This is a genomic window from Mycobacteroides immunogenum, assembly GCF_001605725.1.
GTDB lineage: Bacteria > Actinomycetota > Actinomycetes > Mycobacteriales > Mycobacteriaceae > Mycobacterium > Mycobacterium immunogenum.
In genome coordinates, this window is record NZ_CP011530.1 from 882,932 (window position 1) to 909,125 (window position 26,194).

Here is a 26,194-nt window from a genome sequence, read left to right on the forward strand (position 1 = left end):
CTGGGTCAACTAGGCCGCTGTAGGGCGCGCCAGCGCAACGGCGGTTCACCGAACCGGCGCTGGAAGGCACGGCTGAACGCGGCATCGGAGGTGTATCCGACGGCCCGGCCGACCTGGCTCACCGCGTCGTTGGACGAGCGCAGCAAGTGGGCCGCGCGGTCGAGTCGCCGCTCGGCGATGTAGCCGGCGGGTGGCTGCCCCAAGAGCTCGGTGAATCTCTGCGCGAAGGCCGACCGCGATTGCCGGGCGTGTTGGGCGAGTTCGTTTATGGACCAAGGATGTTCCAGGTTGTTGTGTATCGCGGTGAGTACCGGTGCCAGTCGTGGATCCATTGCGGCCGTCAGCCATCCGGGTTCGGTGTCATTGGAGCTTGACCATTCACGCAGTGCGTGGATGAACAGCAGATCCAGTATCCGCGAGATCATCACCCACGAACCGGGGCTGGGTGTGACGATCTCGGCCAGGATGAGCTGTAGGGAAAGCGGCAACCATTCGTGACCGGGCCGCGCGGCGTGGATGACGATGGCGGGCGGTAGCACCGAAAGCAGGGGGTCGGCGGCCGTTCTTTCCGCCGTAAATCTGCCGCTGACCCACCGCGCGGTCTCGGGCTTGCGGCTCTGCTCGCCGGCGCAGACGCGATGAGCCGTACCGCGCGCCAGCAGCACCATGTCACCGGCGGCAAGGGTGCGTACCGGGTCGCCGTCGATGTGCACACGTAGCCCAGGGGTCTCGGCGATGTGTAGCACGCGTTCGCTTGCCGGTACGGGGATATCGAACGGCGGCGTGGCAGAGCAACGCGCCGCGGACTCACCGCGCAGCCGAATGGCGGACAAGATGCCGGAAAAGGCGTCGATATCCGGCGGTCCGGAGGACCAGCTGAGCGATTCTGGATGATCGGCAAAATAATCTGGACTACGGGTCATACCAGTTGCCTCATCACCCAAATATGTTGGGTGGGGCCCCTGGAAGTCAACAGTGCCGCCGTCCGTGGGCACCGCAGGGTGCAGTCATCCGACATCTACTGAGAGGAAGATATGTCCAGCAAACCGGCTATCGTTCTGGTGCACGGATTCTGGGGTGGCGCCGCGCACTGGGGGAACGTGATCGTTGAGCTGCACCGGCGGGGCTTCGGGGATCTTCATGCGGTGGAGAACCCCTTGACGTCATTGGCCGATGACGCCGCGCGTACCCGGCAGATGGTCCAGCAGATCGACGGACCGGTGCTTCTTGTGGGCCACTCCTATGGCGGGGCGGTGATCACGGAGGCGGGCGACCTGCCGAATGTCGCGGGTCTGGTCTATGTGGCGGCGTTCGCGCCCGATGCGGGGGAGAGTCCCGGTCAGCTGACGGAGCAGCTGCCGCCCGCCGCTGCGGCCAACTTGGCTCCGGATAGTGACGGTTACCTATGGATCAAGCAGGACAAGTTCCGTGAGAGTTTCGCGCAGGATCTGTCCGAGGATGCCGCGCTTGTTATGGCTGTAACGCAAAAGGCGCCGCTGGCATCGACATTCGGCGATGCCATCACGGCGCCCGCATGGAAGGTCAAGCCCTCCTGGTACCAGGTGTCCACGCAAGACCGGATGATCAACCCCGATAACGAACGCAAGATGGCGCAGCGGATCAACCCCCGCAAGACCATCGAACTGGACGCCAGCCACGCGTCATTGGCGTCTCAGCCGGTTGCCATCGCCGATCTGATCGTCGAGGCCGCCGGGGACCTCGCGTAGATGAAGTTCCGTGGGGCGTCGGTGGTAGTTCGCCGGTGTCCCACGGGACCGCGCTAGGTAGCGAGGTCGTCGGTAAAGGCCTCGTCGGCAAGATCTTCCAGCTCCTTGCCCTTGGTTTCCGGTCCCAGCAGGTATCCGGCGATTGTCAAGATCCACAGCCCGCTCAGTGCCAGATACGGCGTCTGGATTCCGTATCGAGTGATGGCCCAGCCCACCAGGGCCGGTGCCGCGATGGAGACGACGCGGCCGCCGCCGACCGCGATGCCGAATCCGGTGCCGCGCAGTACGGTCGGGAAGAGTTCGGCGACATAGGTGTCGCCGACGCCCCACAGCCAGCCCAGCGTCGCGATGGAGATGGCGCCGAACACCAGGTACTCGGGCAGGGTGTCTGAGGTGGCTCCTAGTGCGGTGGAAGCTATTTCGATCAATGCGCCAAGGATGGCCGAGGGGCGCCGCCCGAACCGGTCGGCCAGCGCCGTCCCGACGAAGACGAAGACCGCCTGCAACAGAAAGAAGATGAGGGCGTAGCGGATCGCATCGATCGAGCTGGCATGGAACTTCTTGACGATGTAGGTGGTCAGGAACAGCGTCATGCCCCAGTAGCCGACCGCGTTGGCGGTGTAGACCAGCCAGCCGACCACAAGCCGTCGCCGTACCCCGGGCACCTGCCACAGCTTTGGTGCGGCGGTGCGCTCGATCCTTGCCTTGGCCTGGGTGTAGCGGTGTGATTCCCTGATGCCCTGCCGGGCAAGGAAAAGCACCACCGCGGGCACGATCGCAACGATGAATGCGGCCTGCCAGCCGAAGCGTGGAACCAGCACCAGCGCGACCCCGGCGGCCAGGACGTAACCCAGGGAGAAGAGCGAAAAGATCACGCCGCCAACGCCTATGGCGCGGGTCTTGGCCGGCCACACCTCGGCGGTGTAGGGCGCGCCGACCGCGAGCTCACCGGCGCCGCCGACACCCGTCAGGAACCGCAGACCGGTGAACGCGGCCACGTTTGTGGTGAGCCCGGCCAGCGCGGTGGTGACGCCGTACAGCAGGATCGAGGCCCCGAGTGTGGTCTTGCGGCCCCAGCGGTCTGCCGCCAGGCCGAATCCGATGGTGCCAATGGTGTAGCCGAGCAGGAAGACCGAACCGATATACCCGGCCTGGGCCTCGGTGATGTGCAGTGTGCTCTTGATCTCCGGCAGCACCAGGCCGTAGATGTTCACGGCGTACGAATCGAAGCCGTACCCCAGGCCCGCCGTCACCGCGACGAAGAGCGCCTGTCTGAACGTCACGGGGCGGGATTCAGCCCGGTGGGTCCCGGTGTTCTCGGCCGTGGAGGTCATTGGCCGAACGCTATGAGCTGGTCCGTGGCCTGGTAAGGCTCCTGCTCCCGCTGATTGCAACGGATGATCTGGTGCCCCCCGTAGGGCTCGAACCTACGACCTGCGGATTAAAAGTCCGTAGCTCTACCAACTGAGCTAGAGGGGCGTGCCGAGACAGAATACTGGTCGGGTGGCCGCGCGAGCACTGAGGTTATCCGGTTTGGGTTCTGAGGCTGTTGTGTCCTAAGCTATGCAAGCTCCCAACGCGACAAGCGTTGTGGGTACCCCGGAGAGATTCGGAATGGGCCCCCATCGTCTAGTGGCCTAGGACGCCGCCCTTTCACGGCGGTAGCACGGGTTCGAATCCCGTTGGGGGTACGCAACCAGTCATACTGGGAGCAGAGTAAGGCCCTGTGGCGCAGTTGGTTAGCGCGCCGCCCTGTCACGGCGGAGGTCGCGGGTTCGAGTCCCGTCAGGGTCGCCAGTACGGCGAGGCAGTAAGTAGTTGGGTCCTGCCGTCCGGCCAGGTAGCTCAGTTGGTACGAGCGTCCGCCTGAAAAGCGGAAGGTCGCCGGTTCGATCCCGGCCCTGGCCACCATTCTTTACCTGCATTGACACGGATCTTGCACTCGGTTGTCAGTTTTCTTTGTCCGGTTCTTGTCCGATCTTCGGTGTATGAATCTCGGTCGCGTGAAGCTGATCGAGGTTCGTTGCCACCTAGTCCAGCTCGTCCGCGTACAGGTCGCTTTAGATGTTCGCGGTGACGGTAGGCGTCGAGTGACCCATCGTTTTCTGGACGTAGCGAAGGTCGGCGCCCGATTTCCGGGCCAGGCTTGCGTAGGTATGCCGAAGGCCGTGGATCGTCAGCGGAGCTGAGTTGGTCTTCTTCAGGGCCTTGGGCTCTAGGCGTGATCCCGTGCGACTTCCTGGGTTGTTCATGTGCATTTTGTCCAGACTTGGGAACGGACGGCACCAATTTCAATGGCCACCAACTACTGTCCGGCGAGAGTCTTCAACTACTGGTTGATCGTCTATGGCGTGGAGGGCGGCGTGCTGTGAGCGGGTATCGGTTGTGCGTGCACGTGGTGGCGGCAGGGTTTTTGGCAGCGGCCGGTTCTGCTGCATTGTCGGGGTTGGTAGCGACGGCGGCAGCTGAACCATCTAGTGGCGGTTCACATGAATCCGGTTCGCATGATTCGAGCCAATCACACGCTGGTAATGGCGGTGGGGAAAGCGCGCGGCATTCAGCCGGTTCGGGGTCTTCGGAATCGGCGGGCGTTACCCAGTCGCCCCAGACCAAGACGGCTGGAACTTCGGCAGCGCCCGGGTCTTCGGCCTCGGGCAGGGTCTCATCAGCTCACGGTGCAGCAGACTCCGGCAACACTGTTAGCAACAGTGGTGGGGCTCAGGCATCGGCGGACGGGCAGATGGCGGGCCATTCGGTAGCGGCAAAACCCAAGGCGACACCATCGGGCGACGTGGCGGCTTCAGGCGATGGCCGCAATAGTGGCAGCGGCGCCAAGGCGGTGACAAAGACACGGGCGCTCACCGACCCTAAACCCAGTACGTCGGGTGTCTTGGGCACATCAGTGGCGACCGATAAGCCCGCAGCGTCAACGGTTGCCGGTGTAGCCGAGGTGGCTGGGGCCAAGGCAAAGGAGCAGCTCTCGGGCGGCAAGGCCGTCAGTGAGACGAGTGCCGGTGCAGGTGCTGTGCAATCTGAACACAACACGGCGTCGGTGGCTGCACGTGGGGCTAAAGGCGACGTTAAAGCCGACCAGACGCAGCTCTCTGATCTAAAACCGTTGCAGCCCAACGCGACACACGACAACGCGTCGCCTTCCTCTGCACCGTCGGCGCTGACCGGCGATACAGGACAAGCCAAGCGAGTAGACGCCCAGTCGCCGGGCCGTGAACCGAACCGTTCAGCCTCGCACGTCACTCCAGATGTTGGGGCCAAGGCGACGGATACCTCTGGATCATTGAGTGCCAGTACTGTCACGGATAGGGCTGTTACCTCGACGGTGCGTATCGAGCAGAGTTCCCCGGCAACCTCCACCGTCACCGATGTAAAGGTGCCCGAGCATCTGACCACGGTGCAGATCCCGACACATCAAAGCTCTACTGCCACAACGGAAACGAGTGCGGCACCGAAAACGGTTGCCGTCGCGGCGGTGACGGCCCCGGCAGCACCTGCTCCGGCCCCCGTTGCGCCGGTTCCGGTGGTGCCCGCGAATGCCCCTACGGCTCCGGGCGGAGCAACAGCCTCTATCACCTCAGCGTTGGCTGATGTGCGCAAACGTGGTGAGGGCAGCGGAGACACCGTCACGCAAGAACCCGACAACACCGCACAAGCGCTGCGTGTGCAGAACGCGGCCAGCACCACAGCGTCCCTAGGCGCTGATGACGGCAGCACATTGACGAGCACCGAAGCCCTGGCCGGGGTAGCCGCTGCTGCCGCGCACGACCCCGAGAGCACTCCGCGCGTTCGTGTGGCACGTGATACCAGCAGCGTTGCCGGGGCTGCTGATGATGCTGCCGCGCAGTTGGCCGCAGTGCGTGATGAGTTCGTGGGCAAGGCCACCCAGTTGGGTGCTGACCGGGCTAAGCTGGTGGCCGATAGCACTGCCTTGCGGGAAAAGCATGATGCCTTGACCGTGGAGCGGCAGAAGTTAGAGGCCGATCTAGAGAAGCACAACAAGAACTTGGCGACAGTGAACGCTGACGATGCGGCTTTAGCACGCGATAACGCGGCACTGACCGCCGAGATTCTGGCGCACAACGCTGCCGTGGCGGCCGGTGGTGGATCGAATGCGGAAGCGGCCGCGTTAGCGGTGCGGCAAGCCGCATTGAACGCGCGGATAACAGCGAACACTCAGGCGAAACTGAAATACAACATTGAGGCAGCTCAACTCAACAGTCAGCAAGCAAGCATCAACGCCCGCGCCGATGAAAACCTCGCCGAAGGAATACGGCTTCAACAAGCCGATAGAGAGCTCAGCGCCCGTACCGCAGAGTTTGCCAACGGCCTTGGCGAAGCACTTGAGCCGTTGTCTAGAGGTGGTCGCGCTGATGTTATGGTCGAGGCCATTAACGCCATCAAACTCCCCCAACAAGAAGCCGCGCAAGCTGCCAACGCTGCTTCTAAAACAGCATTCGGGGAAACTGCTGGAATTGCCACACTCCGAGACGGCAGAATGATCGTGCTACCAACCAACTCATTACTAAAGGATGTGATAGCAGTGCTGCCCGATGGTGCTGTTACGGTTCTGCGCGGCGTGAGCATCCCCGAACTGCTATTGACAGCGATCTAGATGAAGACAGTGGAAGTGAATCCTGCCCAAGGTTCTGCGGTATTCGATTTCGAGGTCTATGTGCTGATGACCATGAAATTGAGGCTATCGCTAACCAGTGATCCTGTTAAGAAACTTCGACTGCAAAATAAGCTGGCTGAGCATAGTCTCAGTGTTGCTGATGGTGAACGTATCTACGATCAGATGACGGCAACTCTTGTCGATGAAAATTCATTCTTTACGAACCTGAGAACCTTCCTCGGTGTCAACACTGATTACCAGCAGGTGGGTTTCGCTAGTGTGCTGTGGCCCGAATTCGATTTCAAGGCCACCACAGACAGCGCAGGGCAACTCCAGTCTGCGCGGTATTGGCACACTCGAAAGTCCGCTGGGCGCCCACAGTTTGATTCTCCGAGAGATGTACCGACCTGGAGTATGGATCTGGAGGAATTCTCCGAAATCTTCGGGCCTCTCAATTGTGCTCTCCGGCACCCGATCTTCTACAAGGTTTTGCCTGCCTATGAAGAACATCAATTCCACTGGACCGATGAGCGTGGCATCAACCGCGACTATGCGGCAGGATTCTGCTGGGGATTATTTAACCACGCGGCAGAAAATTGGGATTAGTTCTAATGGGGTCATTGTAGGATCATGAGCAAGTCAGTACCGCGGGGTCTTAGAGCGTCAACTATCGATGCTGTGGTCCCTTTGAATACTGTCAGTGTGGCTGGTGCTGGTGATGATGCCGAGGCATTGGTCGCTCGGCAGGTCGAGCTTAATGCCCGGATCTCGGCCCGCAATCGGGAGGCGCTGGATTACAACGCGCACGCTGAGCATCTAGTTCGTCGTCAGGAACGTCTTGAGGCGCGCACCGCCCAGTACGCGGCCGAAGAACTGTGCTTGCAGCGGCGCTGGCAAGAACTCGACGCCCAGGTATTTAAACTTGCCCGTGAGTTGGGCGAAAAGCTGAAGTCGTGTCCGGAAAGTTCGGAACGTGCGGGGGTGATCGCCGAGGTCATCAGCGCCCTGAGCCTGGATGGACCCCAAGCCGCACAAGCCGCAGTGGTCGCTGTCGATGCCGCGTTCGGTGGTACCGGTGCAATCACCACAACCGCTGATGGTGCAACAGTCATCGCCGCTGGTGGCCTCGTAGTATCGGCTAACGGCACCGTAATTGTTCGCGATAATGCAGATGAGGACTAACTGGGTCCGCTGCACGATCAGATCAGGTGACAGTTTTAGCGACGGCTCGTGTCAACTGTGCAGCAAAACTTGGGCTATTTTATCCACCTGAAAAGCGGAAGGTCGCCGGTTCGATCCCGGCCCTGGCCACCATGATTACCCGCCGGCGACGGCGGGCTTTTTAGGTTTGTGGGGGGCGCGCACGTGCGGAGATCACGGCCGGGCCGAGCTCACTACACCGACTTCCTCACCCGCACCTGCACGTTCTTCATCAACGGCTGATCGCTCTGGGTGCTGTAGTCGGCGATCCCGATTAATGCATTCATCTCCGGCATGTATCCGGCCGCGCTGCCCGGGGGCAGGTCGTAGCGAAGCGCCCGGAACCGGGGCAGGGTGCGGACCGAACCGTCGCGCGATGTCGAGGTGATGTCCACGAAGTCGCCTTCGGCGAGGCCACGTGCTGCCATATCGGCCGCGTTCAGGAAGATCAGCTCCCGCAGGTTCTTGACGCCGCGGTACCGGTCGTTACTCGAGTAGATCGTGGTGTTCCATTGATCGTGCGAGCGCATGGTCTGCAGCACCAGGGTCTCGCTGTCCTCGGGGATGACGTTGGGCATGGGCGCCAGCGAGAACTCGGCGCGGCCGGACGGCGTCTGGAACACCCGCTCGCGGGCGGGTTGCGGTATGCGGAAGCCACCCGGCTGCTGGATCAGTTGGTTGAAGCCGGTGAAACCGGGCAGCACCTTGGCCATCACCTCCCGGATCCGGTCGTAGTCCTCGACGTACCAGTGCCATGGCGTGCGGCTCTCGGGCAGCGTCGCGGCCGCGATACCGGCGATGACGGCGGGCTCGGATCGCAGTTCGGGTGATGCGGGCCGGCGCTTTCCGTACGAGATGTGCACCATGCTCATGGCGTCCTCGACCGTGACACCCTGGGTGCCCGCCGTCTGTACGTCCTTTTCGGTGCGGCCCAGGCACGGCAAGATGACAGCCTTGCGTCCGTGCACCAGATGGCTGCGGTTCAGCTTGGTACTCACCTGCACGGTCAGCGCGCACTTGCGCAGACCAGCTGCCGTGTAGGCAGTGTCGGGCGCGGCCAGCACGAAATTGCCGCCCATTCCGACGAATACCTGCACGCTGCCGGCGTGCATCCCCTCGATGGTGGTGACGGTGTCGAGTCCATGTTCGCGCGGCGAGGTGATGCCGCACACCTCGTCGAGCTTGTCCAGGAAGTCGGCGGTTGGGCGGTGGTCGATGCCGCAGGTGCGATTGCCCTGCACGTTGCTGTGTCCGCGCACCGGTGACGGTCCCGCCCCGGGCCGGCCGATATTGCCGCGCAGCAGCAGCAGATTCACGATCTCGCGGGCGGAGTCCACACCGTGCTCGTGCTGGGTAACGCCCAGGCACCACGAGATGACGGTTCGCTTGGCGGCCAAGTAGATGCCGCCCGCGCGGCGGATTTCCGACTCGGGAAGTCCGGCCTGCTCGGTGATTTCAGCCCAACTGGTGGCGGCCACCATATCGCGGTAGGCCTCGAACTGTGCGGTGTGCTCGACCAGGAATGCCTGGTCGAGCACGGTGGGATCGGACTCGGCGGCCTCGAACACCACCTTGGCCATGCCGCGTAACAAGGCCAAGTCGCCGCCGGGGCGTACCTGAATATTCATGTCCGACACCGAGGTTGACTTGAATAGCGCCATGTCCACCATCTCGTGCGGGACGATTGTCTTGGTGGAGCCGATCTCGACGAGCGGATTGATGTGCACCACCTGGGCGCCACGGCGGGTCGCATCGGCCAGCGCCGTGAGCATGCGCGGAGCGTTCGAGGCCGCATTGACACCCATCACGAACAGGGCATCGGCCTCTTCCCAGTCGGCCAGATCGCAGGTGCCCTTACCGGTTCCGATGGACGCCTGCAGCGCGCGTCCAGACGCTTCGTGGCACATGTTGGAACAGTCGGGCAGGTTGTTGGTGCCGAATTCGCGAGCCATCAGCTGGTACAGGAAGGTGGCTTCGTTGTTGAGGCGGCCCGAGGTATAGAACGCCGCCTGGTGTGGGGAGGACAAGGCGCGCAGCTCGGAACCGATGAGCGCGAAGGCGTCGTCCCAGGAGATCGGGACGTAGTGGTCCGAGTCGGCGTCATAGACCATCGGCTCGGTCAGGCGGCCCTGGTTCTCCAGATCGAAATCGGTCCAGTCGGCCAGCTCTGCCACGGTGTACTGGGAGAAGAAATCCCGCCCGACGCGCTTGGGCGTCATCTCCCAGGTGACGTGTTTGACGCCGTTCTCACAGAAATCCAGGGTGAGCTTCGTATCGTCCGGCCACGCGCAGCCAGGGCAGTCGTAGCCGTCTGGATGATTCATCACAAACATCGCGTGCGTGCCGCGCACCAGCTCGCGTTGCTTGAAAAGGATGGAGCCCACCGACTTCGCGGCACCCCAGGAGGCCGCCGCGTGGTGGTAGGGCGTGCTCGACCACGCGCCCTCGGAGGCGGGGCCGAAGCCGCCCTGCCGGGGCACGTTGGGCATCAAGCCGGGGACATGGGCGTCGACGGCGGCGTCGGGCTGGTGATCGGTGGTCATGTCCGTTTCTCCTGTCGGTGAACGGATGGGCGCTGGGTACGCCCTCACCCGTGATGTGTCGTCGGCGACGGTCGGGGCGCATGCATGACAGCGTGACCCTTCCCGGCGCACAGCCGGTCGTGCCGAGCTATCTGGCCCATACCGCGAAGCTACACCCCCATGATGAAGCTTTTCGGGTAATCCCGCAGTGCTTGACGGCGGCCGCCTGCGACGATCCGTGCCCACCCATGACGTTCAGCGGGCGGTGGCTGCGAGCACCGCTAATCCTCTTGGTGTGGCGAGGTTTCGGTGTTTCCGTCTTCGTCGTTTATGACGGAAAGGGTCATACGCCCATCCGCGACGGTGCTAGCTTTCCGCGCCGCCCTCCGGGTCCCAGGTGTTCGGCACCATCGGAGCACGTGCTGTGTCGCTGAAGTCGCCTTCGCCGGTAAGTCTCGCCAATCCTGTCGCCGTTACCTCAGTCCGGGACGCCGTGCCGATGAACCCCATGGGTCCGGCGCCCCGGTGTGAGGCAGTGGCCGTGCGCGCGTACCCGTCGGCCGCCGGGGTCGCGTTCATGTCCATGTACTCGACGGCACGCCCTTCTTGCTTGCTTCGATCGCGGCGCCGGCGTGCCTGCCGCGCCGCTGCCGTCGCGGCCGCGGCGGCATCCTCTCGCGCTGAGGAACGCACTGCCGCACTGGTTCCCCTGCGCGCCCGGCTCGCCAGCGCCACGGTGGTGCCGATGCGTGGTCCGCCGCCCACCGCATACGGAAACGAAAAGCCCGGGTCGCCGACGGGTGGGGGAGACGATGGTGCCGGCGCGGTGCTGGGAGCGGTGGGTGCCGAAGCATTCGCCGGAGCAGGCGCCGGCGCCGAGGCGGAAGGACTGGTGGTTGGGGCCGTACCGGACGAAGCACCCATGGGCGCGTCTTGCGTCGGGGCCGGTTCCGCGGCAACGATTTCCGGTGTTGGCTGGATACCGGCCAGGCCTGCGAATCCGGCCGCCCAGCCCAGGTTGGCGATGGCCAACGCCAGCGCGGGTTGTATCAGCGCGGGGGCGAATTGCCCGATCGTCGAAGCCAGTTGGGCGGCGTGAAAGGCCACATCGGCCAACACCATCGGCAGGTTGGTGAGTAGCGCGGCGGGATCGGTCAGCAGGTTGTTCAGCAGCAGTTCGAAATGTTCGAGCATCTCGCCGGCCACATGCACCCACCATTCCGGATCGGTGGGATCCAGGTCGCCATGCCCGTGATCGTCGTCGTGGCCGTGCTCGTGGTCATCGTGCGCGTGGTCATGAGCGTGCAGGATCGGCGGTGGCGGTGTCGAGGGCGGCGTGGATGCCAAGGCCATTTCGGATGCCGATTGGTACGCGGCCATCGTGGAGGCTGCCTGCACCCACATGCGGATGTAGTCGGCCTCGGTGGCCAGGATCGGAATTGTGTTGATTCCGAAGAAGTTCGTGGCCACCAGCGCCGCGTGGGTGGCGTGATTGGCGGCCAGCTCGGCCAGGGTGGGCATCGTTGCCAGGGCAGCGCTATAGGCCCCGGCTGCCACGCCGTGCTGGGTGGCCCGGGCATTGCTCTCGATGGCACCCTGGTTCAGCCATTCCAGGTATGGAAGATGCGCGGCCACATACAGTTCCGCGCTCGGGCCTTGCCACGCGCCGGTGTGAGTGGTGCCCAGAATGGCCCGGAGTTCCTGGGCGATCGCGGCGTAGTGCGCGCCCAATGACGACCATTCGGCGGCGGCCGCGAGTAAATGGCCGGGGCCCGGGCCGCCGCTGAGAAGCGCTGAATGCACCTCGGGCGGCGATGCCATCCATACCGGAGCAGCCAACGTATGCCCTCTCGCTAATGATAATGAAAACGATCTTCATTTACATTAGCGGCAGCGATCGCACAGCTTTCAGGCACCTCATTCACAGGTTCGGATCGGGGGTAAGCAGCCGTGCCAGCCGCCGTATCCCATCGGAAACATCGGCAGGCGACGGTGCGGCGACATAACTGATCCGGATGTGCGCGGTGCCGCTACCACCGGTGATGTAGTTGTCGCCCGGGGTGACCGCGACCCCCAGAGTGAGTGCGTCCGCGGCGAACTGGCGGCTATCGGACTGCGCGGGCAGCGATACCCAGAGGTGATAGCCGCCGCGTGGATGGATGGCGAGCGCGTCGGTCGGGAATGCCGCGGTGATCGCGTCGCGGGCGGTCATCCGCCGGTGTTTGAGGGTCTTTCCCAGGCTTGCCAGACCGCGTCGCCATGACGACGAGGTCACCACCTCCAGTGTTGTGTATTGCAGCGGCGCGGGTACCAGCATGGTGTCGATGACCGACGCGGCGCGTAGCCGGGCCATCACGGGCCCGCGTGCGGCGATGGCCCCGACCCGCAAGTTGGGTGAGGTGACCTTGGTTACCGATCGTATGTGGACCACCGTGCCGTCGGGGTCATCGGAGATGAGCGGCGGCACAAGTGGTTTGGAGTCGTCGTGGGCCATGTACCGGGCGAAGTCGTCCTCGATGAGAAATGCCCCGTGCCGTCGGGCTATTTCCCGAATCTCGTCCCGGCGCTGCGGAGTGAGGCTGGCACCTGTCGGGTTTTGGAAGACGGGCTGCACGATGAGGGCGCGAGCGCAGGTGTGCGTCAGCGCCTCGTCGAGTCGGTCGGGGCGAATACCGTTGATGTCCAACGGAATAGCGATGGGCCGCAGCCCCGCCGCGCGTGCCGCGGCTGTCGCGCCCGGATAGCACGGCGACTCCAGTAGCACCGGGTCACCCGGCTGGCACAGTGCACGCAAGGAGGTGGACAGCGCACTCTGGCCCGCGCCGCAGATCAGAATGTCCTGGCGGCCGAGCCCTCCGCCGAGTTCGGCGGCGAACCAATCGCGGAGCTCAGGAAGTCCGCCGGGAGGAGGGCGGTCCCAGGCCTCTGGCCGGCGCGCGGCGCGGGCCAGCGACGCGGTAAGCATCGACAACGGTTGTAGGTCCGGATGCAGGTACCCGCCGTTGAGATCGACGACGTCGGCGGCGCTGGGTGCCAAGGTGCTCAGCAGTCCCGGGGCATCGAACACGCGCCGGATCCCGTGTGGGGATTCTTCCTGTGGGCCGAGTTCCAGCGCTGTCTCTTGCCACGAGGTGTCTCCCGGCCGGGGAACCGGGCGGTTCTCGGTGCGGAAGGACCCGGCTCCAGGCCTCGATTCGATCAGGCCCTGTTGCGCCAGCAGCGATAGCGCGTCGGCGACAGTACTCGCGCTGACCCTAAAGCGCCGCACTAGCTCCCGGTGGCTGGCGATGCGGCTACCTGGTGATAGCGCCAGGATCTCGTCTCGCACCTGCTGAGCCACCTGGCGGTAACTGCTACCATAATTCATGAGAGACAACAGTAGCGCTACTGTCGACACAATAACACCGCCACTGTCCAAGGGGACTGCGCTGGCTGCCCTCGGCGTACTGAGCTTCTCGCTCAGCTTCCCGGCGACCGTATGGGCGCTGGAAGGCTTTGGCCCGTGGAGTGCCACCGGTATACGGGGCACCGCCGCCGCTGTCATCGCGGTTCTTGCCCTCGTCCTTGCCCGCGGCGCGCTACCCGCCCGTTCGGACTGGGGTGCATTGGCGGTCGTGGCGTTGGGTTGCGCGGTCGGCTTCCCGCTGCTGACCACCTTGGCCTTACAGACGTCATCGACCGCGCACTCCGCGGTCGTCATCGGCGCCTTGCCCATGGCGACCGCGGCGATCGCGGCAGTGCGCACCGGAGCGCGCCACTCGGGAACCTTCTGGGCGGCAGCCTCCGTCGGCGCGCTGACGGTCATTGTCTTCACTCTCGCCCAGAACCACGGGCGCCCCACACTCGCCGATCTTTACCTTTTCGCCGCGCTGTTGGTCTGCGCGGCAGGTTACGCCGAGGGCGGCAGGCTATCTGCCCGTATGCCCGGTTGGCAGGTCATCGCCTGGGGTGTGGTGTTGGCCGCGCCGGTGAATCTGCTTGTCACCCTGTGGGCAGTGCCGCATGAGCCGGTTCACCTCAATGCGCACGCGTTGATCGGTATGGCATATCTGGCCGCGATCTCGCAGTTCGGCGGTTTTGTGGTCTGGTACCGGGGCATGGGCCTGATCGGGGTGGCGCGTGCGAGCCAGCTTCAGCTGGCCCAGCCGCTGCTGACCTTGGTCTGGGCGGTCCTGTTGCTCGGTGAGCGGTTCAGCCCGGCAGTCCCCGTGACCGCAGCGGTGGTGCTCACGTGCATTGTCGTCACTCAGCGCGCGCGAACCTAGAACTGACAGACGGTCGGGTACCGTCTGCCTGTGGTGGTCGAGGTCAAGAGCCTTGCGCGGGCTCTCGATGTCTTGCGCGCGGTCGCGGATTCCGATATCTCGCTGTCCGCCACCATGGTGGCCGATCAGCTTGGCCGCGACCGCGTGCAGATCGCTCGCACCCTGCACAGTCTGGAGTCGGCGGGATTTCTCGAACGGGACGGTGACCGCCGGTATACGCCCAGCCCGAGGGTTTTCGGCGTATCGGCGCAGATTGCGGCGGCCCGGTTGCGGATCTTCGGAGCCGAGGCGCTGCGCCAGACCGTCGAGGCGACGGGGGAAAGTGCGTTCATCGCCGAGGTTCGCGGCGACAGCTCGGTCGCCGTTCTGGAGCGGTTGGTCTCCGGGGTGTCCTGGGTGGGCCGGTCCTTTCCGCTGTATTGCGATGATGCGGGACAGGCGTTGTTGTGGGATTGCGGGCGTGACGAGGTCGAGCTCATCTTCCGGGATACCGATTTTGTGCGGTATTCGCCGACAACGCCGACATCGGCGGAGGATTTCTATCGGCGGCTGGCTCACTCACGTGAAGCCGGATACTCCTTGGTGGACGGGGAATCTCAGCCCGGTGTGTACGCGATCGCGGCTCCGGTAAGGGATTTCACCGGGACGGTGCGGTGTGCGCTGCATATTGAGGGCCCCACCGATACGCTCGCGACGCGCGCGCAGGCGCTCGGCCCGACGATCAGGGAGCTGGCCGACCGGCTTTCGGAACGATTGGGCTGGCGCTCGACAACAGCGACCTGATCCGCTGGGCGGCGTCGGCCACCGACGTGGCGATGGCCGACGCCCTGTCCGCGATTCGGTGTTTGGGCACCGCGACGCTGATGGCCACCGTCATGTCCAGCTGATCGCACCGGGCCGGGGCCGAGAACTCGACGACATCGTGTTCGAACTCGCTATCGGCGACCACCGCAGTCATCTTGGTGGAATTGAGGTTTCGCTCGAAAAGTTCCAGAGGGTCGCGCACCGCGCCGGGTCCGCCACCAACGAATGTTTCGTCGCGAAGCAATGTCGCCAACTCTTCGCGAGAAAAGTCTTGGGTGAGCGCACGACCGGGCCCGCTACACCAAACCGGCGTCATTGCCCCGACTTTGACGGGAAAGTAGGGGAACCATTGGCTCGGCTCTGCTTGGACGGTGAGCACCTGCGTCCGCGACAAGACCGACAGCCACGCGGGTTCGTGCCAGGCATGTAGTAGTCCCCGGACCACGGGGCGGGCTTTCGCCAGCGCTTCGGTGTGCATTGCGGAGGCACCGATATCGAAATACTTGGGTCCGACGCGGTATCCCCGCGAGTCGGGCTCTCGTTCGGCCAGGCCGGCGGCCGCCAGCGCGCTGAGCATCCGTGACACCTGTGCCTGGTCAAGGCTCAGCTGTTCGGCCAGCCAGGTATTGGTCACCGGTGCGCCCGCACGTGCTTCCTCCGCGGCCAGTGCCTGCAGCAGCAACAACCCTTTGTCGACGGTCGTGGCCACAGCAAAAGAATAGCGCGTTCGTAATAAACAACAACGCTTGACAATTATGAACGATAGCGGCCACACTGGGCCGCGCAGGTGATCTACGGCACACGGAGGATCGATGACGACCAGCACTCAGTCAGCCCCGCCCGAGTCAGGGCACGAACTAAGTCCGACTCTTGGGCGGTTGGATGTGTTCGCCGTATTGGTCTGCGCATTGGTAGGCGTTGACACCCTTGGTGCGGTCAGCGCCTATGGGCCGCAAGGGCTTTTGTGGATGGCGCTGGTCGCTGTGGTCTTCTTCTTGCCCTACGGGTTGCTCACCGCCGAGCTGGGGTCGGCATTCCCGCAAGAGGGCGGACCGTACGTGTGGACCAAGCTTGCCTACGGGAAATTCGCCGCCGGCATCAACCAATTCTTCTACTGGATCTCCAATCCGGTATGGATCGGCGGCACGCTGTGCATCGTCGCGGTGGTCACCTTCGAAGAGTTCTTCTTCCCGTTGCCCGGGGTCTGGAAATGGGTGGGCGGCGCCGTATTCGTCTGGGGTTCGGCATTGGTGATCGGCGCCAGTGTCCGGCTCGGACGATGGATCTTTCTGGTAGGTGCCGCGGCACGCCTTGCCCTGCTGGGGCTGTTCATCACCTCGGTGATCGTGTTCGCATGCGAGAACGGCATTCAGCCGCTGCATGCCAGCGACTTCTCGTGGACCTACGCGGGTTTCGTCGCGGTGATCCCGGTGATTGTGTTCAACTTCCTGGGTTTCGAGGTGCCCTCGAATGCGGCCGAGGAAATGGTCAATCCGCAGAAGGACGTCCCGCTGACGGTGTTGCGTGGCGGGCTCACCGCCACCCTCCTCTACGGAATCCCGGTTTTGGGGATTCTGTTGGTACTGCCCAAGAATCAGCTCGGGACCGTCACGGGTTTCGTCGACGCCTGTCGTGCGGTGTTCACGGTGTACGGCGGGAGTATCGCGCCGGACGGAACCGCGGAGCTGCACGGGCTGGGGCAAGTGGCCGCCCAGATCGCAGCCGCGGGCCTGATCATCGGGCTGTTCACCAGCGGTACGGCCTGGGCCATGGGAGTGAGCCGGGCGCAGGCCGTGGCCTTCACGGACGGTGCGGGGCCGGCATGGCTGGGGAAGTTCTCCGCCAACGGTTCACCGGCCAGGGTCAACATCATGTCGGCAGTGGTGTCGACCATCGTGATGGCGGCGGCGATGATCTTCGCCCATGGAAACGCCGAGAAATACTTCTCGGCGGCAATCGGTTTGGTGGTTTCTGCCACCGCGATCTCCTACATTCTGACGTTCTCGTCCTTCATGCGCCTACGGCATAAGTTTCCGGATACTCGTCGTCCCTTCCAGGTTTTCGGTGGCAAGGCCGGCGGATGGATCGTCACGGTGTTGACGGTCGGGACGATGCTGTTCACCGTCATATCACTGTTCTGGCCGGGGATCGGAGTCGGCTGGACAGGCTCGGGGGATGACGCGGACTTATTACTACCCAAGGGTTTTGAGGGGCACCGCGTTGAGTACACGCTGAGTCAGCTGGTCCCGATGGCGGGTGTGTTGGTGATGGCCAGTTGCCTGTATGTGCTCGGTTCGTTCGGTAGGCGTCTGAGAGCGAATAGCCCAAACATCTCTACGCCCGCGGTTGATGGCCCGGGCCTCAGTAACGAAAAGGAAAGTATCGGTGCGTAACGTGCTCAACAGGTTTGACGTCATTGTTGTCGGCGGCGGTACCGCTGGATGTGCCGTGGCCGCACGACTCGCAGGCGGTGGCCGAAAGGTGCTCGTACTGGAGGCGGGCCCCGACTATGGACACGCGGCATCCGGCCGCTGGCCTGCGGATCTGCTGTCGGCCGCGACCATCCCCAGTTCGCATGATTGGGGTTACCGCGGAACCGGGGCGGGTGGGCAACAGCTGGAATTTGAACGCTGCCGGGCTATTGGAGGGTGTTCGACTCATAACGGAGCAACCCAGAACGTGGGCTGGGGAGGGGACTACGACCGTTGGGCAGCAACGGGACTGACGGGATGGAGCTCATCGGATCTGGAACCGTTCTTCGAGCTCGCGGGGAAAGCGCTGAACCTGCGGAACTACCGGGAAGAACAGCTCCAACCGTTTCAAACTGCCTTCGTAGACGCGGCTGCCGATCAAGGATTGCCGGTGCGCAACGATTTCATGTCCTTGAACGGTGGTGCGAGCGTCGGGTATTCACCCGTCAGCATCACCGACGACGGCACGCGCTACAACACCGCGTTTGCCTATCTTGATGATCTGCGCCAGTCGGGAAGACTGACAGTCCTGGGTGATGTCGAGGTCACCGGCATCCACCTGGAACATGGCCGCGCGGTCGGCGTGTATGTCGATACGCCCGGCCGAGCTGTGGTGGAACCCGCTCTGGTTTACGCCGATTCGGTGATACTGAGCGCGGGAGCCTATGGCACCCCGGAGCTTCTCTTGCGATCGGGTATCGGCCCCGCGGACGAGCTGGCCCGAGTCGGAGTTCCGGTGCAGAACGACCTTCCGGGCGTCGGGAAGGGTCTGCAAGATCATCCGTCACTTCAACTCGAGTACGCCGGTACGCCGGAGCTTGCCAGTGCCCTAGCAGAGTTCGGCGCCAAGCAATGGCTTCCGGACGAACAGGCGATCGCCAAGGTGAAGTCACCAGAGGCTGAGGACGCGCCGTTCGATCTGCACGTCTACCCGTGGACGGAACGCGATCCGGCAAGCCCGCATGGTTGGCGATGTGTGATACCGATCGGTCTGGTCAAGCCACGCTCGCGCGGGACTCTGACGCTCAAACTGGAGGGCGGGGAACTGAGCACGGCAGTGAATCATGCCTACCTTGCCGATCCCCGTGATCTGAACGCCATTCGCCACGGCATGGAATGGGCAGAGGAGATCATCAACGGGGGTATCTCGGAGTTCTCCAGATACCTTGGCCCACGGCTGAATCCGATGGAGGGCCTCACCACGGATTGGATAGCCGCCAATCATCGGCACTACTGGCACCCGGTAGGCACCTGCAAGATGGGCATACCCGCCGCCGGCGGGGTTGTCGACCATCGGGGTGCGGTGCATGGAATCGAAGGCCTGTATGTCGCTGACGCCTCGGTATTCCCCGATATTCCACGGGGGACGACCGCCCTACCGACCACTGTGGTCGGCGAACGTATCGCAAGCTTCTTGTTGGAGGACAACTGAGATGGACAAGGCTCTACACGGACCCGGCACCGAAATCGTCGACCCGAGCACGGGCGAGATCTATGACTTTCAGCCGGATTCCACCAACGGTGAGGTCGACGCGACCTTCGCGGCTGCGCATGACGGATGGCGAAACTGGCGGGAGACGACTCCCGCGGAACGGCACACCGCGCTGCTGGGATTCGTCGATGCCGTTGAGTCCGAATCGGACCAGCTGATCGAGATTGAACAACGTAACACCGGAAAGACCCGCGAGCAGGCCGGTGACGAGCTGGCGGGGGCTCTCGATGAGATGCGTTTCATGGCTGGGGCGCAGCGCGCGTTGCAGGGGCCGCTGGCGGGCCGGTATGTAGCTGGTACCACGTCGATGGCATCGCGGGAACCGCTCGGCGTGTGCGCCCAGATTCTGCCGTGGAACTATCCACTGGCATCGGCAATCTCGAAGCTCGCTCCGGCGTTGGCGATGGGCAACACGTCGGTACTCAAACCGGCGGCCCCCACGCCGTGCAGTGTCCGGGCGCTGTTGGAGATTGCCCACGAAACCCTTCCCTCAGGTGTGGTCAACGCTGTGTTCGGTGGTCGCGAGACGGGCGAATACATGGTGAGTCATCACATTCCGGCCTTGATTTCGTTGACGGGCAGTGTGCGTGCGGGACAGGACATCGCACGGGCCGCTGGGCTTAAGGTGTTGCACTTGGAACTCGGGGGAAACTGTCCTGTCATTGTTCTCAAGGATGTCGACGTGGAGGCGGTCGCGCGCGAGATCACCGAGGCCGCCCTGTACAACGCGGGCCAGGATTGCACGGCGGCTACCCGGTTGATTGTCGCCGCCGAGGTGGCGCACGAATTCACCGCGGCCCTCACGCGGGAGTTCATGGCGACCCAGACGGTGCCGCTGGCCACCCCCGAGCATTTGGCCAGGGTCACCGGGTTGCTGGCAAGGCTGCCCAAGACCGCGCAGGTGGAATGCGGGGGTCGGCGTGCCGAGGTACCCGGCCTGTATGTGGAACCCACTGTGGTGACCAAGGTCGCGCAACTTGACGAGATAGTTGCCGATGAGATATTCGGTCCGGTGGTCACCGTGCAGCAGTTTACGGACGTGGATGAGGCGGTAGCCTTGGCCAACGGGACCGAATATGGCCTGGCGGCGTCGATTTGGACGAGAGATCACTCATCGGCGGTCACGCTGTCGCAGCGGATCGATGCCGGCACCGTGTGGATCAATACCCATGGCGTCTACGCCACCGAAATGCCTTTCGGCGGCTTCAAGTCTTCCGGCTACGGCAAGGATCTCTCACCTGTCGCGCTTGAGAACTATTCACGGATCAAGCACATCATGACCGGATCCCTCTAGTAGTGGCGCGTTGCGCCACCGCATCACCAGTAATCATCGCGACGTACGAGGAACACGAATGACAAGCCTCCTGCCAGGAGCCGAAGATGCCATCAAGCCCGTGTCGATCTTCGGGCCTGACTTCCCGTTTGGGTTCGACACATGGATCAGTCATCCGGACGGGCTGGGCGAGATACCGGAAACTGCGCGGGGACAGGAGGTCGCCATCATCGGCGCCGGGATTGCCGGCATGGTGGCTGCCTATGAACTCATGAAGCTGGGGCTGCGGCCGGTGCTCTACGAATCGGCGCGGATGGGTGGCCGACTGCGCTCGGAACAGTTCGACGGTGCGCCGGAGGGTGTCATCGCGGAACTGGGCGGGATGCGTTTTCCCTCGTCGTCGTTTTCGTTCTTCCACTATGTCGACATGCTGGGCCTGACTGCCAAGCCGTTTCCCAACCCACTTACTCCCGCCGCCGGGAGCACCGTGATCGATATCGAGGGGGTGACACATCACGCTCGCGAGGTTGGCGACCTGCCGACGATCTTCCGGGAAGTCGCCGACGCCTGGGCAGAGGCACTGGAAGAAGTCAGTTTCACTCCGGTTCAGGACGCCATTCGCGCGCGCGATGTGGCCACGCTGAAATCGTTGTGGAATCAGCTCATCACGGAGTGGGACGATCGCACCTTCTACGACTTTGTAGCGAGCTCAAAAGCTTTCTCCAAATTGTCTTTTCACCATCGTGAGGTCTTCGGGCAGGTTGGTTTCGGCACCGGCGGCTGGGATTCGGATTTCCCCAACTCCATGCTGGAGATTCTCAGGGTGGTGATGACCAACTGCGACGAAGACCAACAACTCATCGTCGGTGGTGCCGAGCAGATTCCGCGCGGCCTGTGGAACCACGCTCCAGATCGAATGTCCCACTGGGAGCAGGGCACCACCCTGGCGAAGCTGCACGGCGGTGTCACCCGTGCCCGAGTGAAACGCATCGCGCGCGGTCCGCACGGACAATTATCGGTGACGGATCAGTGGGGTGTCACCCGTGATTACCCCGCGGTCCTGGCAACCTGCCAATCCTGGCTGCTGACCACCGAGATCGATTGTGACGAATCGCTGTTCCCGCAAAAGGTGTGGACCGCCCTGGACCGCACCCGGTACATGCAATCGTCCAAAACCTTCGTTCTGGTCGATAGGCCATTTTGGAAGGACCTCGACCCGGTGACGGGCCGGGACACCATGAGCATGACGCTCACCGACAGGATGACCAGAGGTACTTATCTTTTCGATAATGGGGACGACGCCCCGGCGGTCATCTGCCTGACCTACTCCTGGATGAGTGATGCGATGAAGGTGCTTCCTTACTCGGCACAAGACCGTGCGGAAATGGCCATCAACGCACTCAAGAGGATTTACCCGAACGTCGACATCAATCAGCACATCGTCGGGGAGCCGATCACGGTCTCGTGGGAGGCGGACCGGAACTTCCTTGGCGCGTTCAAGGGTGCGTTGCCCGGCCATTACCGGTACAACCACCGGATGTACTCGCACTTCATGCAGGGCGAGTATGCGCCCGAGCACAAGGGAATCTTCCTGGCCGGCGATGATGTCTCCTGGACGCCGGCATGGGCCGAAGGCGCGGTTCAGACTGCCCTGAATGCGGTGTGGGGCATCATGACTCATTTCGGGGGTGGGTCAAGCGCGCAGAACCCGGGACCCGGGGATGTCTTCGCGGAGATCGGCCCGCTGAAGTTGCCCGAATGACCGGGCGGCTCCGGCTGGCAGTGGTGCAGTGCTCATCGATGGCGGCTGACGTACAAGCCAACCTGGCCAGGCTCGCCGAGACAGTCCACGCCGCGGCCGTGCATGGCGCTCAGCTGGTCGTGTTCCCCGAGATGTACCTCACGGGATACAACATCGGCGAATGGGATATCCGTGAACTGGCCGAACCTCAGGACGGTCCCGCGATACAGTTCATCCGGCAGGCGGCCTGTGATGCGGATGTGCACATTTGCGTGGGGTACCCCGAACGTGCCGCTGACGGTCAGATCTATAACTCGGCGCTCATCTGCGATCCGCAGGGGCGGGTTGTGCTGAACTACCGAAAGTCTCACCTCTTCGGTGATGCGGAGAAGAAGGTCTTTGCGCGCCCGGGCCCTCAACTGCCGCTGGTTGTGGTGCGCGGTGTATCTATTGGCCTGCTCATCTGTTACGACGTGGAGTTTCCGGAGAATGTTCGGGCATTGGCCATGGCCAGGGCCGACCTCGTCGTGGTACCGACGGCCAATATGAAGCCGTATCTCGCGGTGTGTGAAACCGTGGTTCCGGCAAGAGCTTACGAAAACCAGCTGTACGTGGCGTACGCCAACTACTACGGCGATCATGACGGCCTCGCGTATTGCGGGGGAAGTTCCATCGTCGGCCCCGATGGCGTCGTCCTGGCGCAAGCGGACGAGGGTGCTGGGCTTCTGATCGCCGACGTGGACCGGGCGGAAATCGACCGATCACGTTCTCAACAGTGTTTTCTCGAAGACCGGGTGGTTAGGGCGATTTCGCCCTAACCACCGCTGATCCAGCGGCCCAGCCCGGACAGTTCGGCGCTGATGGTCGCGGCGCGTGGCACATCCACGAACCCATCCCTGCGCAACCGTGCCACCACCCCTTTCACGCGCGAAATGCCCTGATGGGCAGTGGATTGCCAGCCATCGATGTGAGGCAGGCGTGCGGTCAGTTGATGGAGTGCGTCGGTGATGTCATCACGCAGCGCGGCAGCCGCCATCGCTTCCCACCAGTTCGCCGGGTTATGCGCTTCGAGTGCATTGATCACCCAGTTGATCCCGAGGGCGTCGTCCAGCACCAGATAGGTCTGCGCCACTACCCGAACATCGAGACCTAGCCGAACAGCGGTCTCGCTCAAGTCGACGGCCTCACTGCGCAGCCGCAGCCAGGAGTCCGGGGCGTTCTTTTGCAGATGACTCCGCAGTACGTCAATGTGTGCGGCGTACCGATCCACTGTCTGAGTGATATCGATTCGGCCGTTGGCATGTCGCAACAATCGGCCCGCCGTGTGCTCGATGAACTGTTGTACGTTAGACAAACCATTCCAACGGCCCTGGGCGCCAATGGTACCGCCGCGCCGGGCGTGTTCCCACAAGCTGTCTACTCCGAACAGTTTTCGGGTGACCGTATAGGCGGCCGCCACCTCCGGGCTGCGTACACCTAGCCGTTCCTCAAGCCGGTAGATCAGTCCAGGGCCCACATGGTTGATGAGGTCATCGGCAATTTGGGTGGCGATGATCTCGCGGGCCAGCCGGTGTTCGGCAGGGCCGTCGATGGGCAGTCTGTCCTGCCACGAGGAGGGGAAGTATGCCGACAGCGCCGGAACGAACGCGGGATCATCTGGGACGCTGGACTGAAGCAGTTCTTGACACACCACATTCTTTGAATAGGCAAGCAAGATAGCGATTTCCGGCCGGGTTAGCCCTTGGGCGGACTGCGCGCGAGCCGCGAGTTCGGTTTCGGACGGTAGCCCCTCGGCTGATCGGTTGAGGCCATTGTGGCGCTCCAGACTCTCGATGAGCCTTTCGTGACGATTGAGGAGCCGCGCGGCGTGGGCCTCAGCGAGGCCGAGTGCCAACACCTGATTGTGGCAACCCGATAACACGGTAGCGGCGACATCGTCTTGGGCGGCGGCCATCATATCGTTGCGCTGCTGTTCGGTGAGCCGTCCACTGCGGCAGGCGGACTCCAGCGCGATCTTCAGATTCACTTCGCGGTCAGAGGTGGCCACACCGGCCGCGTTGTCGATGAAGTCGGCGTTGATCCGGCCGCCGCGCAATGCGAAGTCCACACGAGCGCGTTGCGTGAGGCCGAGGTTTCCGCCTTCCCCGATGACCTTGGCTCGCAGTTGCCCGGCATCGACCCGCACGCTGTCATTAGCGGGATCCGCGGCATCCACATGAGATTCGCGATGGGACTTGACATAGGTGCCGATGCCGCCGTTCCAGAGCAGGTCGACATTCGCCTGCAGCACCGCCCGGACCAGTTCGTCGGGTGTGACGGTCTGCCGGTCGACGCACAGGAGTTGACGTGCCCGGTCGGGCAACACGATGCTCTTGGCCGACCGCGGCCAGACGCCGCCGCCCTCGGAAAGCAGACTCGGGTCGTAATCGGCCCAGCTGCTGCCGGGTTGGGTATACAGCCGGCGACGCTCGGCATGGCTGGCCACTGGGTCTGGATCTGGGTCGATGAAGATGTGCCGGTGGTCGAAGGCGGCCACCAACCGCAGGTTGTCCGAGTGCAGCATGCCATTGCCAAACACATCACCGGAGCAGTCGCCGATGCCGGCCACCGTGACCGGGTCGGTGCTGACGTCTATCCCGATCTCGGTGAGGTGGTCGCGCACCGAGACCCATGCACCACGTGCGGTAATGCCCATCTGTTTGTGGTCGTACCCGGTAATGCCGCCCGCGGCGAACGCATCGCCCAGCCAGAATCCGCGCTGTGCGGCAATGTTGTTCGCGATGTCCGAGAAGGCTGCCGTGCCCTTGTCGGCCGCTACCACCAGGTAACTACTGTCCGCGCCGTGGGTCACCGTGCGGGGTGGATGCACAGTTTCGCCGTCCACGATGTTGTCGGTGACGTCCAGGAGCCCATTGATGAACACGCTGTATGCCTGGGACACAGGGATATTCGGGTTCTTGCGAATGAATACCCCCTTGGCGCCGGTGGGGACGATCGGGGAGTTCTTGACGGTTTGGGTCTTCATCAGTCCCAACACTTCGGTGCGGTAATCCTCGGGACGGTCGGAGAACCGTAGCCCGCCGCGTGCGATCGCACCGCTGCGGACATGCAGACCCTCCACATCGTCTGAATCGACGAAAATCTCCCGATAGGGGATCACCGGCCCGTGCAGTGACAGCCGTGCGGAGTCGAACATGAAGGCTTGGTGCGCCTTGTGGTCGCCGTCAGCGGTGACCTGAAACCAACTGGTACGAACCAATGCGTCGAAACATGTGGCGAATGCGCGCAGCACCCGGTCTTCGTCGACAGTGGTCGCGGCTTCGACATGGTTCTCAAGGGTGCGGCTGGTATCGGCGATGGCGTCGGCTCGCTCCGTGGTCGCCGGATCGAATCGGGCGTTGAAGTAATCCAGTAGTGCGGCGACGAACTGCGGCCGTTGTACAAGGTTGTCGATCACGTATCCCTGGGACATGCCGAGCCCGGCCTGCTTGAGGAACCGCGCGGCGGCCCGCAGCAAGACCGCGTCCCGCCATCCGATGTTGACGGCGAGGACGAGGGCGGCGAATGGGTCGATCGAGAAGTGCCCGCTGCCGTGCGCCTCGACGGCGGCGGCGACATTGCGCAGACTGTCCGCCGTCGGCACCCCGATCATGGTGAATTCGTAGAGATACGCACCGTCGACCGCTTCTTCCAGGGGCAATTGCCTATGCAGCCGGAGGCCGAAACTTTCGAAGAGCGCGCAGATATCGGACAGCGCGGTGTTCGCGGTGGGCCACACGACCACCGCGCGTACCGTCCCATCCCCGAAGTTGTCGAGGAACTCGATACGTACGGTGCCCTCTGCCGACCGCATCAGGCGTTCGGCGATGTCCTGGACTCCTGATGGGGATGTCAATACCGCCGGCTCGATGACCGTCATGTTGCCCTCCGCTTCCTTCCGGTATGAGCTCAGTCTGGCCGTCTGCGATACGCGTCACAGATATACGATGCGGACACTCCTATCCGGATCTCTGTCCTATTTGGATATTCGTGTCGCCGCGGGGCTGCTCCTACGCTCGGGAGGACATCGATC

At 63.3% G+C, this 26,194-nt stretch carries 18 protein-coding genes, 5 tRNA genes and 1 pseudogene; 15 read left to right on the top strand and 9 right to left on the bottom strand.

Going from position 1 to position 26,194, the window contains the following annotated elements; all coding sequences use genetic code 11:
- Positions 1 to 5 precede the first annotated feature (5 nt).
- On the bottom strand, positions 6 to 923 hold the full coding sequence (locus ABG82_RS04480; RefSeq protein ID WP_043079240.1) for an AraC family transcriptional regulator: 918 nt from the start codon (positions 921 to 923) through the stop codon (positions 6 to 8).
- 111 nt (positions 924 to 1,034) lie between these two features.
- Between ABG82_RS04480 and ABG82_RS04485 the strand changes: the two genes are divergently transcribed.
- Positions 1,035 to 1,727, top strand: coding sequence for an alpha/beta hydrolase (locus ABG82_RS04485; RefSeq protein ID WP_043079239.1), 693 nt, complete (start codon positions 1,035 to 1,037; stop codon positions 1,725 to 1,727).
- Between the two features lie 53 nt (positions 1,728 to 1,780).
- On the opposite strand, the gene ABG82_RS04490 is transcribed toward ABG82_RS04485, so the two are convergent.
- Together ABG82_RS04490 and ABG82_RS04495 are read right to left on the bottom strand one after the other, a co-directional pair.
- Positions 1,781 to 3,061, bottom strand: coding sequence for an MFS transporter (locus tag ABG82_RS04490; protein WP_043079238.1), 1,281 nt, complete (start codon positions 3,059 to 3,061; stop codon positions 1,781 to 1,783).
- Between the two features lie 69 nt (positions 3,062 to 3,130).
- Positions 3,131 to 3,206: transfer RNA gene (locus ABG82_RS04495), tRNA-Lys, on the bottom strand.
- A 139-nt stretch (positions 3,207 to 3,345) separates the two neighbouring features.
- Here ABG82_RS04495 and ABG82_RS04500 point away from each other — a divergent pair.
- The 3 genes from ABG82_RS04500 to ABG82_RS04510 all read left to right on the top strand — a co-directional run bounded on the left by ABG82_RS04500 (position 3,346) and on the right by ABG82_RS04510 (position 3,638).
- A tRNA-Glu gene (locus ABG82_RS04500) sits at positions 3,346 to 3,418 on the top strand.
- A 29-nt stretch (positions 3,419 to 3,447) separates the two neighbouring features.
- Positions 3,448 to 3,524: transfer RNA gene (locus ABG82_RS04505), tRNA-Asp, on the top strand.
- Positions 3,525 to 3,561: 37 nt separating this feature from the next.
- A tRNA-Phe gene (locus ABG82_RS04510) sits at positions 3,562 to 3,638 on the top strand.
- A 38-nt stretch (positions 3,639 to 3,676) separates the two neighbouring features.
- On the opposite strand, the pseudogene ABG82_RS27490 reads toward ABG82_RS04510, so the two are convergent.
- Positions 3,677 to 3,937: pseudogene (locus tag ABG82_RS27490) on the bottom strand (tyrosine-type recombinase/integrase); the annotation flags it as partial.
- A gap of 581 nt (positions 3,938 to 4,518) precedes the next feature.
- Between ABG82_RS27490 and ABG82_RS28130 the strand changes: the two are divergent.
- From ABG82_RS28130 to ABG82_RS04540, 4 genes are all read left to right on the top strand, one after another.
- A complete protein-coding gene (locus ABG82_RS28130) occupies positions 4,519 to 6,354 on the top strand; it encodes a hypothetical protein (protein WP_131676291.1) in 1,836 nt (611 codons plus the stop codon).
- Complete coding sequence (locus ABG82_RS04530) at positions 6,355 to 6,960, top strand: hypothetical protein (RefSeq protein WP_052511076.1); 606 nt, start codon at positions 6,355 to 6,357, stop codon at positions 6,958 to 6,960.
- Positions 6,961 to 7,056: 96 nt separating this feature from the next.
- Positions 7,057 to 7,536 (top strand): hypothetical protein, encoded by a 480-nt coding sequence (locus ABG82_RS04535; RefSeq protein ID WP_043079234.1) that lies wholly within the window; start codon positions 7,057 to 7,059, stop codon positions 7,534 to 7,536.
- A gap of 61 nt (positions 7,537 to 7,597) precedes the next feature.
- Positions 7,598 to 7,668 (top strand) — tRNA-Phe (locus ABG82_RS04540).
- Between the two features lie 80 nt (positions 7,669 to 7,748).
- Here ABG82_RS04540 and ABG82_RS04545 read toward each other — a convergent pair.
- The 3 genes from ABG82_RS04545 to ABG82_RS04555 all read right to left on the bottom strand — a co-directional run bounded on the left by ABG82_RS04545 (position 7,749) and on the right by ABG82_RS04555 (position 13,443).
- Positions 7,749 to 10,043 (bottom strand): FdhF/YdeP family oxidoreductase, encoded by a 2,295-nt coding sequence (locus ABG82_RS04545; protein WP_043079259.1) that lies wholly within the window; start codon positions 10,041 to 10,043, stop codon positions 7,749 to 7,751.
- Between the two features lie 399 nt (positions 10,044 to 10,442).
- On the bottom strand, positions 10,443 to 11,897 hold the full coding sequence (locus ABG82_RS04550; protein WP_043079233.1) for a PPE family protein: 1,455 nt from the start codon (positions 11,895 to 11,897) through the stop codon (positions 10,443 to 10,445).
- Positions 11,898 to 11,997: 100 nt separating this feature from the next.
- On the bottom strand, positions 11,998 to 13,443 hold the full coding sequence (locus ABG82_RS04555; protein WP_043079232.1) for an aminotransferase-like domain-containing protein: 1,446 nt from the start codon (positions 13,441 to 13,443) through the stop codon (positions 11,998 to 12,000).
- Between ABG82_RS04555 and ABG82_RS04560 the strand changes: the two genes are divergently transcribed.
- Together ABG82_RS04560 and ABG82_RS04565 are read left to right on the top strand one after the other, a co-directional pair.
- Positions 13,442 to 14,341 carry a DMT family transporter gene (locus ABG82_RS04560; RefSeq protein ID WP_043079231.1) on the top strand — a complete coding sequence of 300 codons (900 nt, stop codon included), beginning with the start codon at positions 13,442 to 13,444 and terminating at the stop codon, positions 14,339 to 14,341. The two genes, ABG82_RS04555 and ABG82_RS04560, sit on opposite strands and share 2 nt — an antisense overlap.
- A gap of 30 nt (positions 14,342 to 14,371) precedes the next feature.
- Positions 14,372 to 15,124: an IclR family transcriptional regulator gene (locus ABG82_RS04565; RefSeq protein ID WP_043079230.1), complete on the top strand. Its 753-nt coding sequence runs from the start codon at positions 14,372 to 14,374 to the stop codon at positions 15,122 to 15,124.
- Here the strand turns inward: ABG82_RS04565 and ABG82_RS04570 are convergent.
- Positions 15,063 to 15,854 (bottom strand): IclR family transcriptional regulator domain-containing protein, encoded by a 792-nt coding sequence (locus ABG82_RS04570; RefSeq protein ID WP_043079229.1) that lies wholly within the window; start codon positions 15,852 to 15,854, stop codon positions 15,063 to 15,065. The genes ABG82_RS04565 and ABG82_RS04570 overlap by 62 nt on opposite strands.
- Positions 15,855 to 15,957: 103 nt before the next feature.
- Here ABG82_RS04570 and ABG82_RS04575 point away from each other — a divergent pair, with 103 nt between their 5' ends.
- From ABG82_RS04575 to ABG82_RS04595, 5 genes are read left to right on the top strand one after another with little or no spacing between them, the layout of a single operon-like run.
- Positions 15,958 to 17,538: an APC family permease gene (locus tag ABG82_RS04575; RefSeq protein ID WP_043079228.1), complete on the top strand. Its 1,581-nt coding sequence runs from the start codon at positions 15,958 to 15,960 to the stop codon at positions 17,536 to 17,538.
- The gene (locus tag ABG82_RS04580; RefSeq protein WP_043079227.1) at positions 17,531 to 19,048 is read left to right on the top strand and encodes a GMC family oxidoreductase; all 1,518 of its coding nucleotides are present in this window, start codon (positions 17,531 to 17,533) and stop codon (positions 19,046 to 19,048) included. Before ABG82_RS04575 ends, ABG82_RS04580 begins: the two co-directional genes overlap by 8 nt.
- Before the next feature lies 1 nt (position 19,049).
- Positions 19,050 to 20,402, top strand: a complete 1,353-nt coding sequence (locus tag ABG82_RS04585) for an aldehyde dehydrogenase family protein (protein WP_043079226.1) — start codon at positions 19,050 to 19,052, stop codon at positions 20,400 to 20,402.
- Between the two features lie 58 nt (positions 20,403 to 20,460).
- On the top strand, positions 20,461 to 22,143 hold the full coding sequence (locus ABG82_RS04590; protein WP_043079225.1) for a flavin monoamine oxidase family protein: 1,683 nt from the start codon (positions 20,461 to 20,463) through the stop codon (positions 22,141 to 22,143).
- Positions 22,140 to 22,940 carry a carbon-nitrogen hydrolase family protein gene (locus tag ABG82_RS04595; RefSeq protein ID WP_043079224.1) on the top strand — a complete coding sequence of 267 codons (801 nt, stop codon included), beginning with the start codon at positions 22,140 to 22,142 and terminating at the stop codon, positions 22,938 to 22,940. Before ABG82_RS04590 ends, ABG82_RS04595 begins: the two co-directional genes overlap by 4 nt.
- On the opposite strand, the gene ABG82_RS04600 is transcribed toward ABG82_RS04595, so the two are convergent.
- Positions 22,937 to 26,041: an NAD-glutamate dehydrogenase domain-containing protein gene (locus ABG82_RS04600; RefSeq protein WP_043079223.1), complete on the bottom strand. Its 3,105-nt coding sequence runs from the start codon at positions 26,039 to 26,041 to the stop codon at positions 22,937 to 22,939. The two genes, ABG82_RS04595 and ABG82_RS04600, sit on opposite strands and share 4 nt — an antisense overlap.
- Positions 26,042 to 26,194 lie beyond the last annotated feature (153 nt).

What these genes read in the sequence shown, in the direction of transcription:
- ABG82_RS04480 (WP_043079240.1), bottom strand. Translation starts at nt 923, where the DNA reads ATGACCCGTAGTCCAGATTATTTTGCCGATCATCCAGAATCGCTCAGC.
- ABG82_RS04485 (WP_043079239.1), top strand. Translation starts at nt 1,035, where the DNA reads ATGTCCAGCAAACCGGCTATCGTTCTGGTGCACGGATTCTGGGGTGGC.
- ABG82_RS04490 (WP_043079238.1), bottom strand. Translation starts at nt 3,061, where the DNA reads ATGACCTCCACGGCCGAGAACACCGGGACCCACCGGGCTGAATCCCGC.
- ABG82_RS04530 (WP_052511076.1), top strand. Translation starts at nt 6,355, where the DNA reads ATGAAGACAGTGGAAGTGAATCCTGCCCAAGGTTCTGCGGTATTCGAT.
- ABG82_RS04545 (WP_043079259.1), bottom strand. Translation starts at nt 10,043, where the DNA reads ATGCCCAACGTGCCCCGGCAGGGCGGCTTCGGCCCCGCCTCCGAGGGC.
- ABG82_RS04550 (WP_043079233.1), bottom strand. Translation starts at nt 11,897, where the DNA reads ATGGCATCGCCGCCCGAGGTGCATTCAGCGCTTCTCAGCGGCGGCCCG.
- ABG82_RS04560 (WP_043079231.1), top strand. Translation starts at nt 13,442, where the DNA reads ATGAGAGACAACAGTAGCGCTACTGTCGACACAATAACACCGCCACTG.
- ABG82_RS04555 (WP_043079232.1), bottom strand. Translation starts at nt 13,443, where the DNA reads ATGAATTATGGTAGCAGTTACCGCCAGGTGGCTCAGCAGGTGCGAGAC.
- ABG82_RS04575 (WP_043079228.1), top strand. Translation starts at nt 15,958, where the DNA reads ATGACGACCAGCACTCAGTCAGCCCCGCCCGAGTCAGGGCACGAACTA.
- ABG82_RS04585 (WP_043079226.1), top strand. Translation starts at nt 19,050, where the DNA reads ATGGACAAGGCTCTACACGGACCCGGCACCGAAATCGTCGACCCGAGC.
- ABG82_RS04590 (WP_043079225.1), top strand. Translation starts at nt 20,461, where the DNA reads ATGACAAGCCTCCTGCCAGGAGCCGAAGATGCCATCAAGCCCGTGTCG.
- ABG82_RS04595 (WP_043079224.1), top strand. Translation starts at nt 22,140, where the DNA reads ATGACCGGGCGGCTCCGGCTGGCAGTGGTGCAGTGCTCATCGATGGCG.
- ABG82_RS04600 (WP_043079223.1), bottom strand. Translation starts at nt 26,041, where the DNA reads ATGACGGTCATCGAGCCGGCGGTATTGACATCCCCATCAGGAGTCCAG.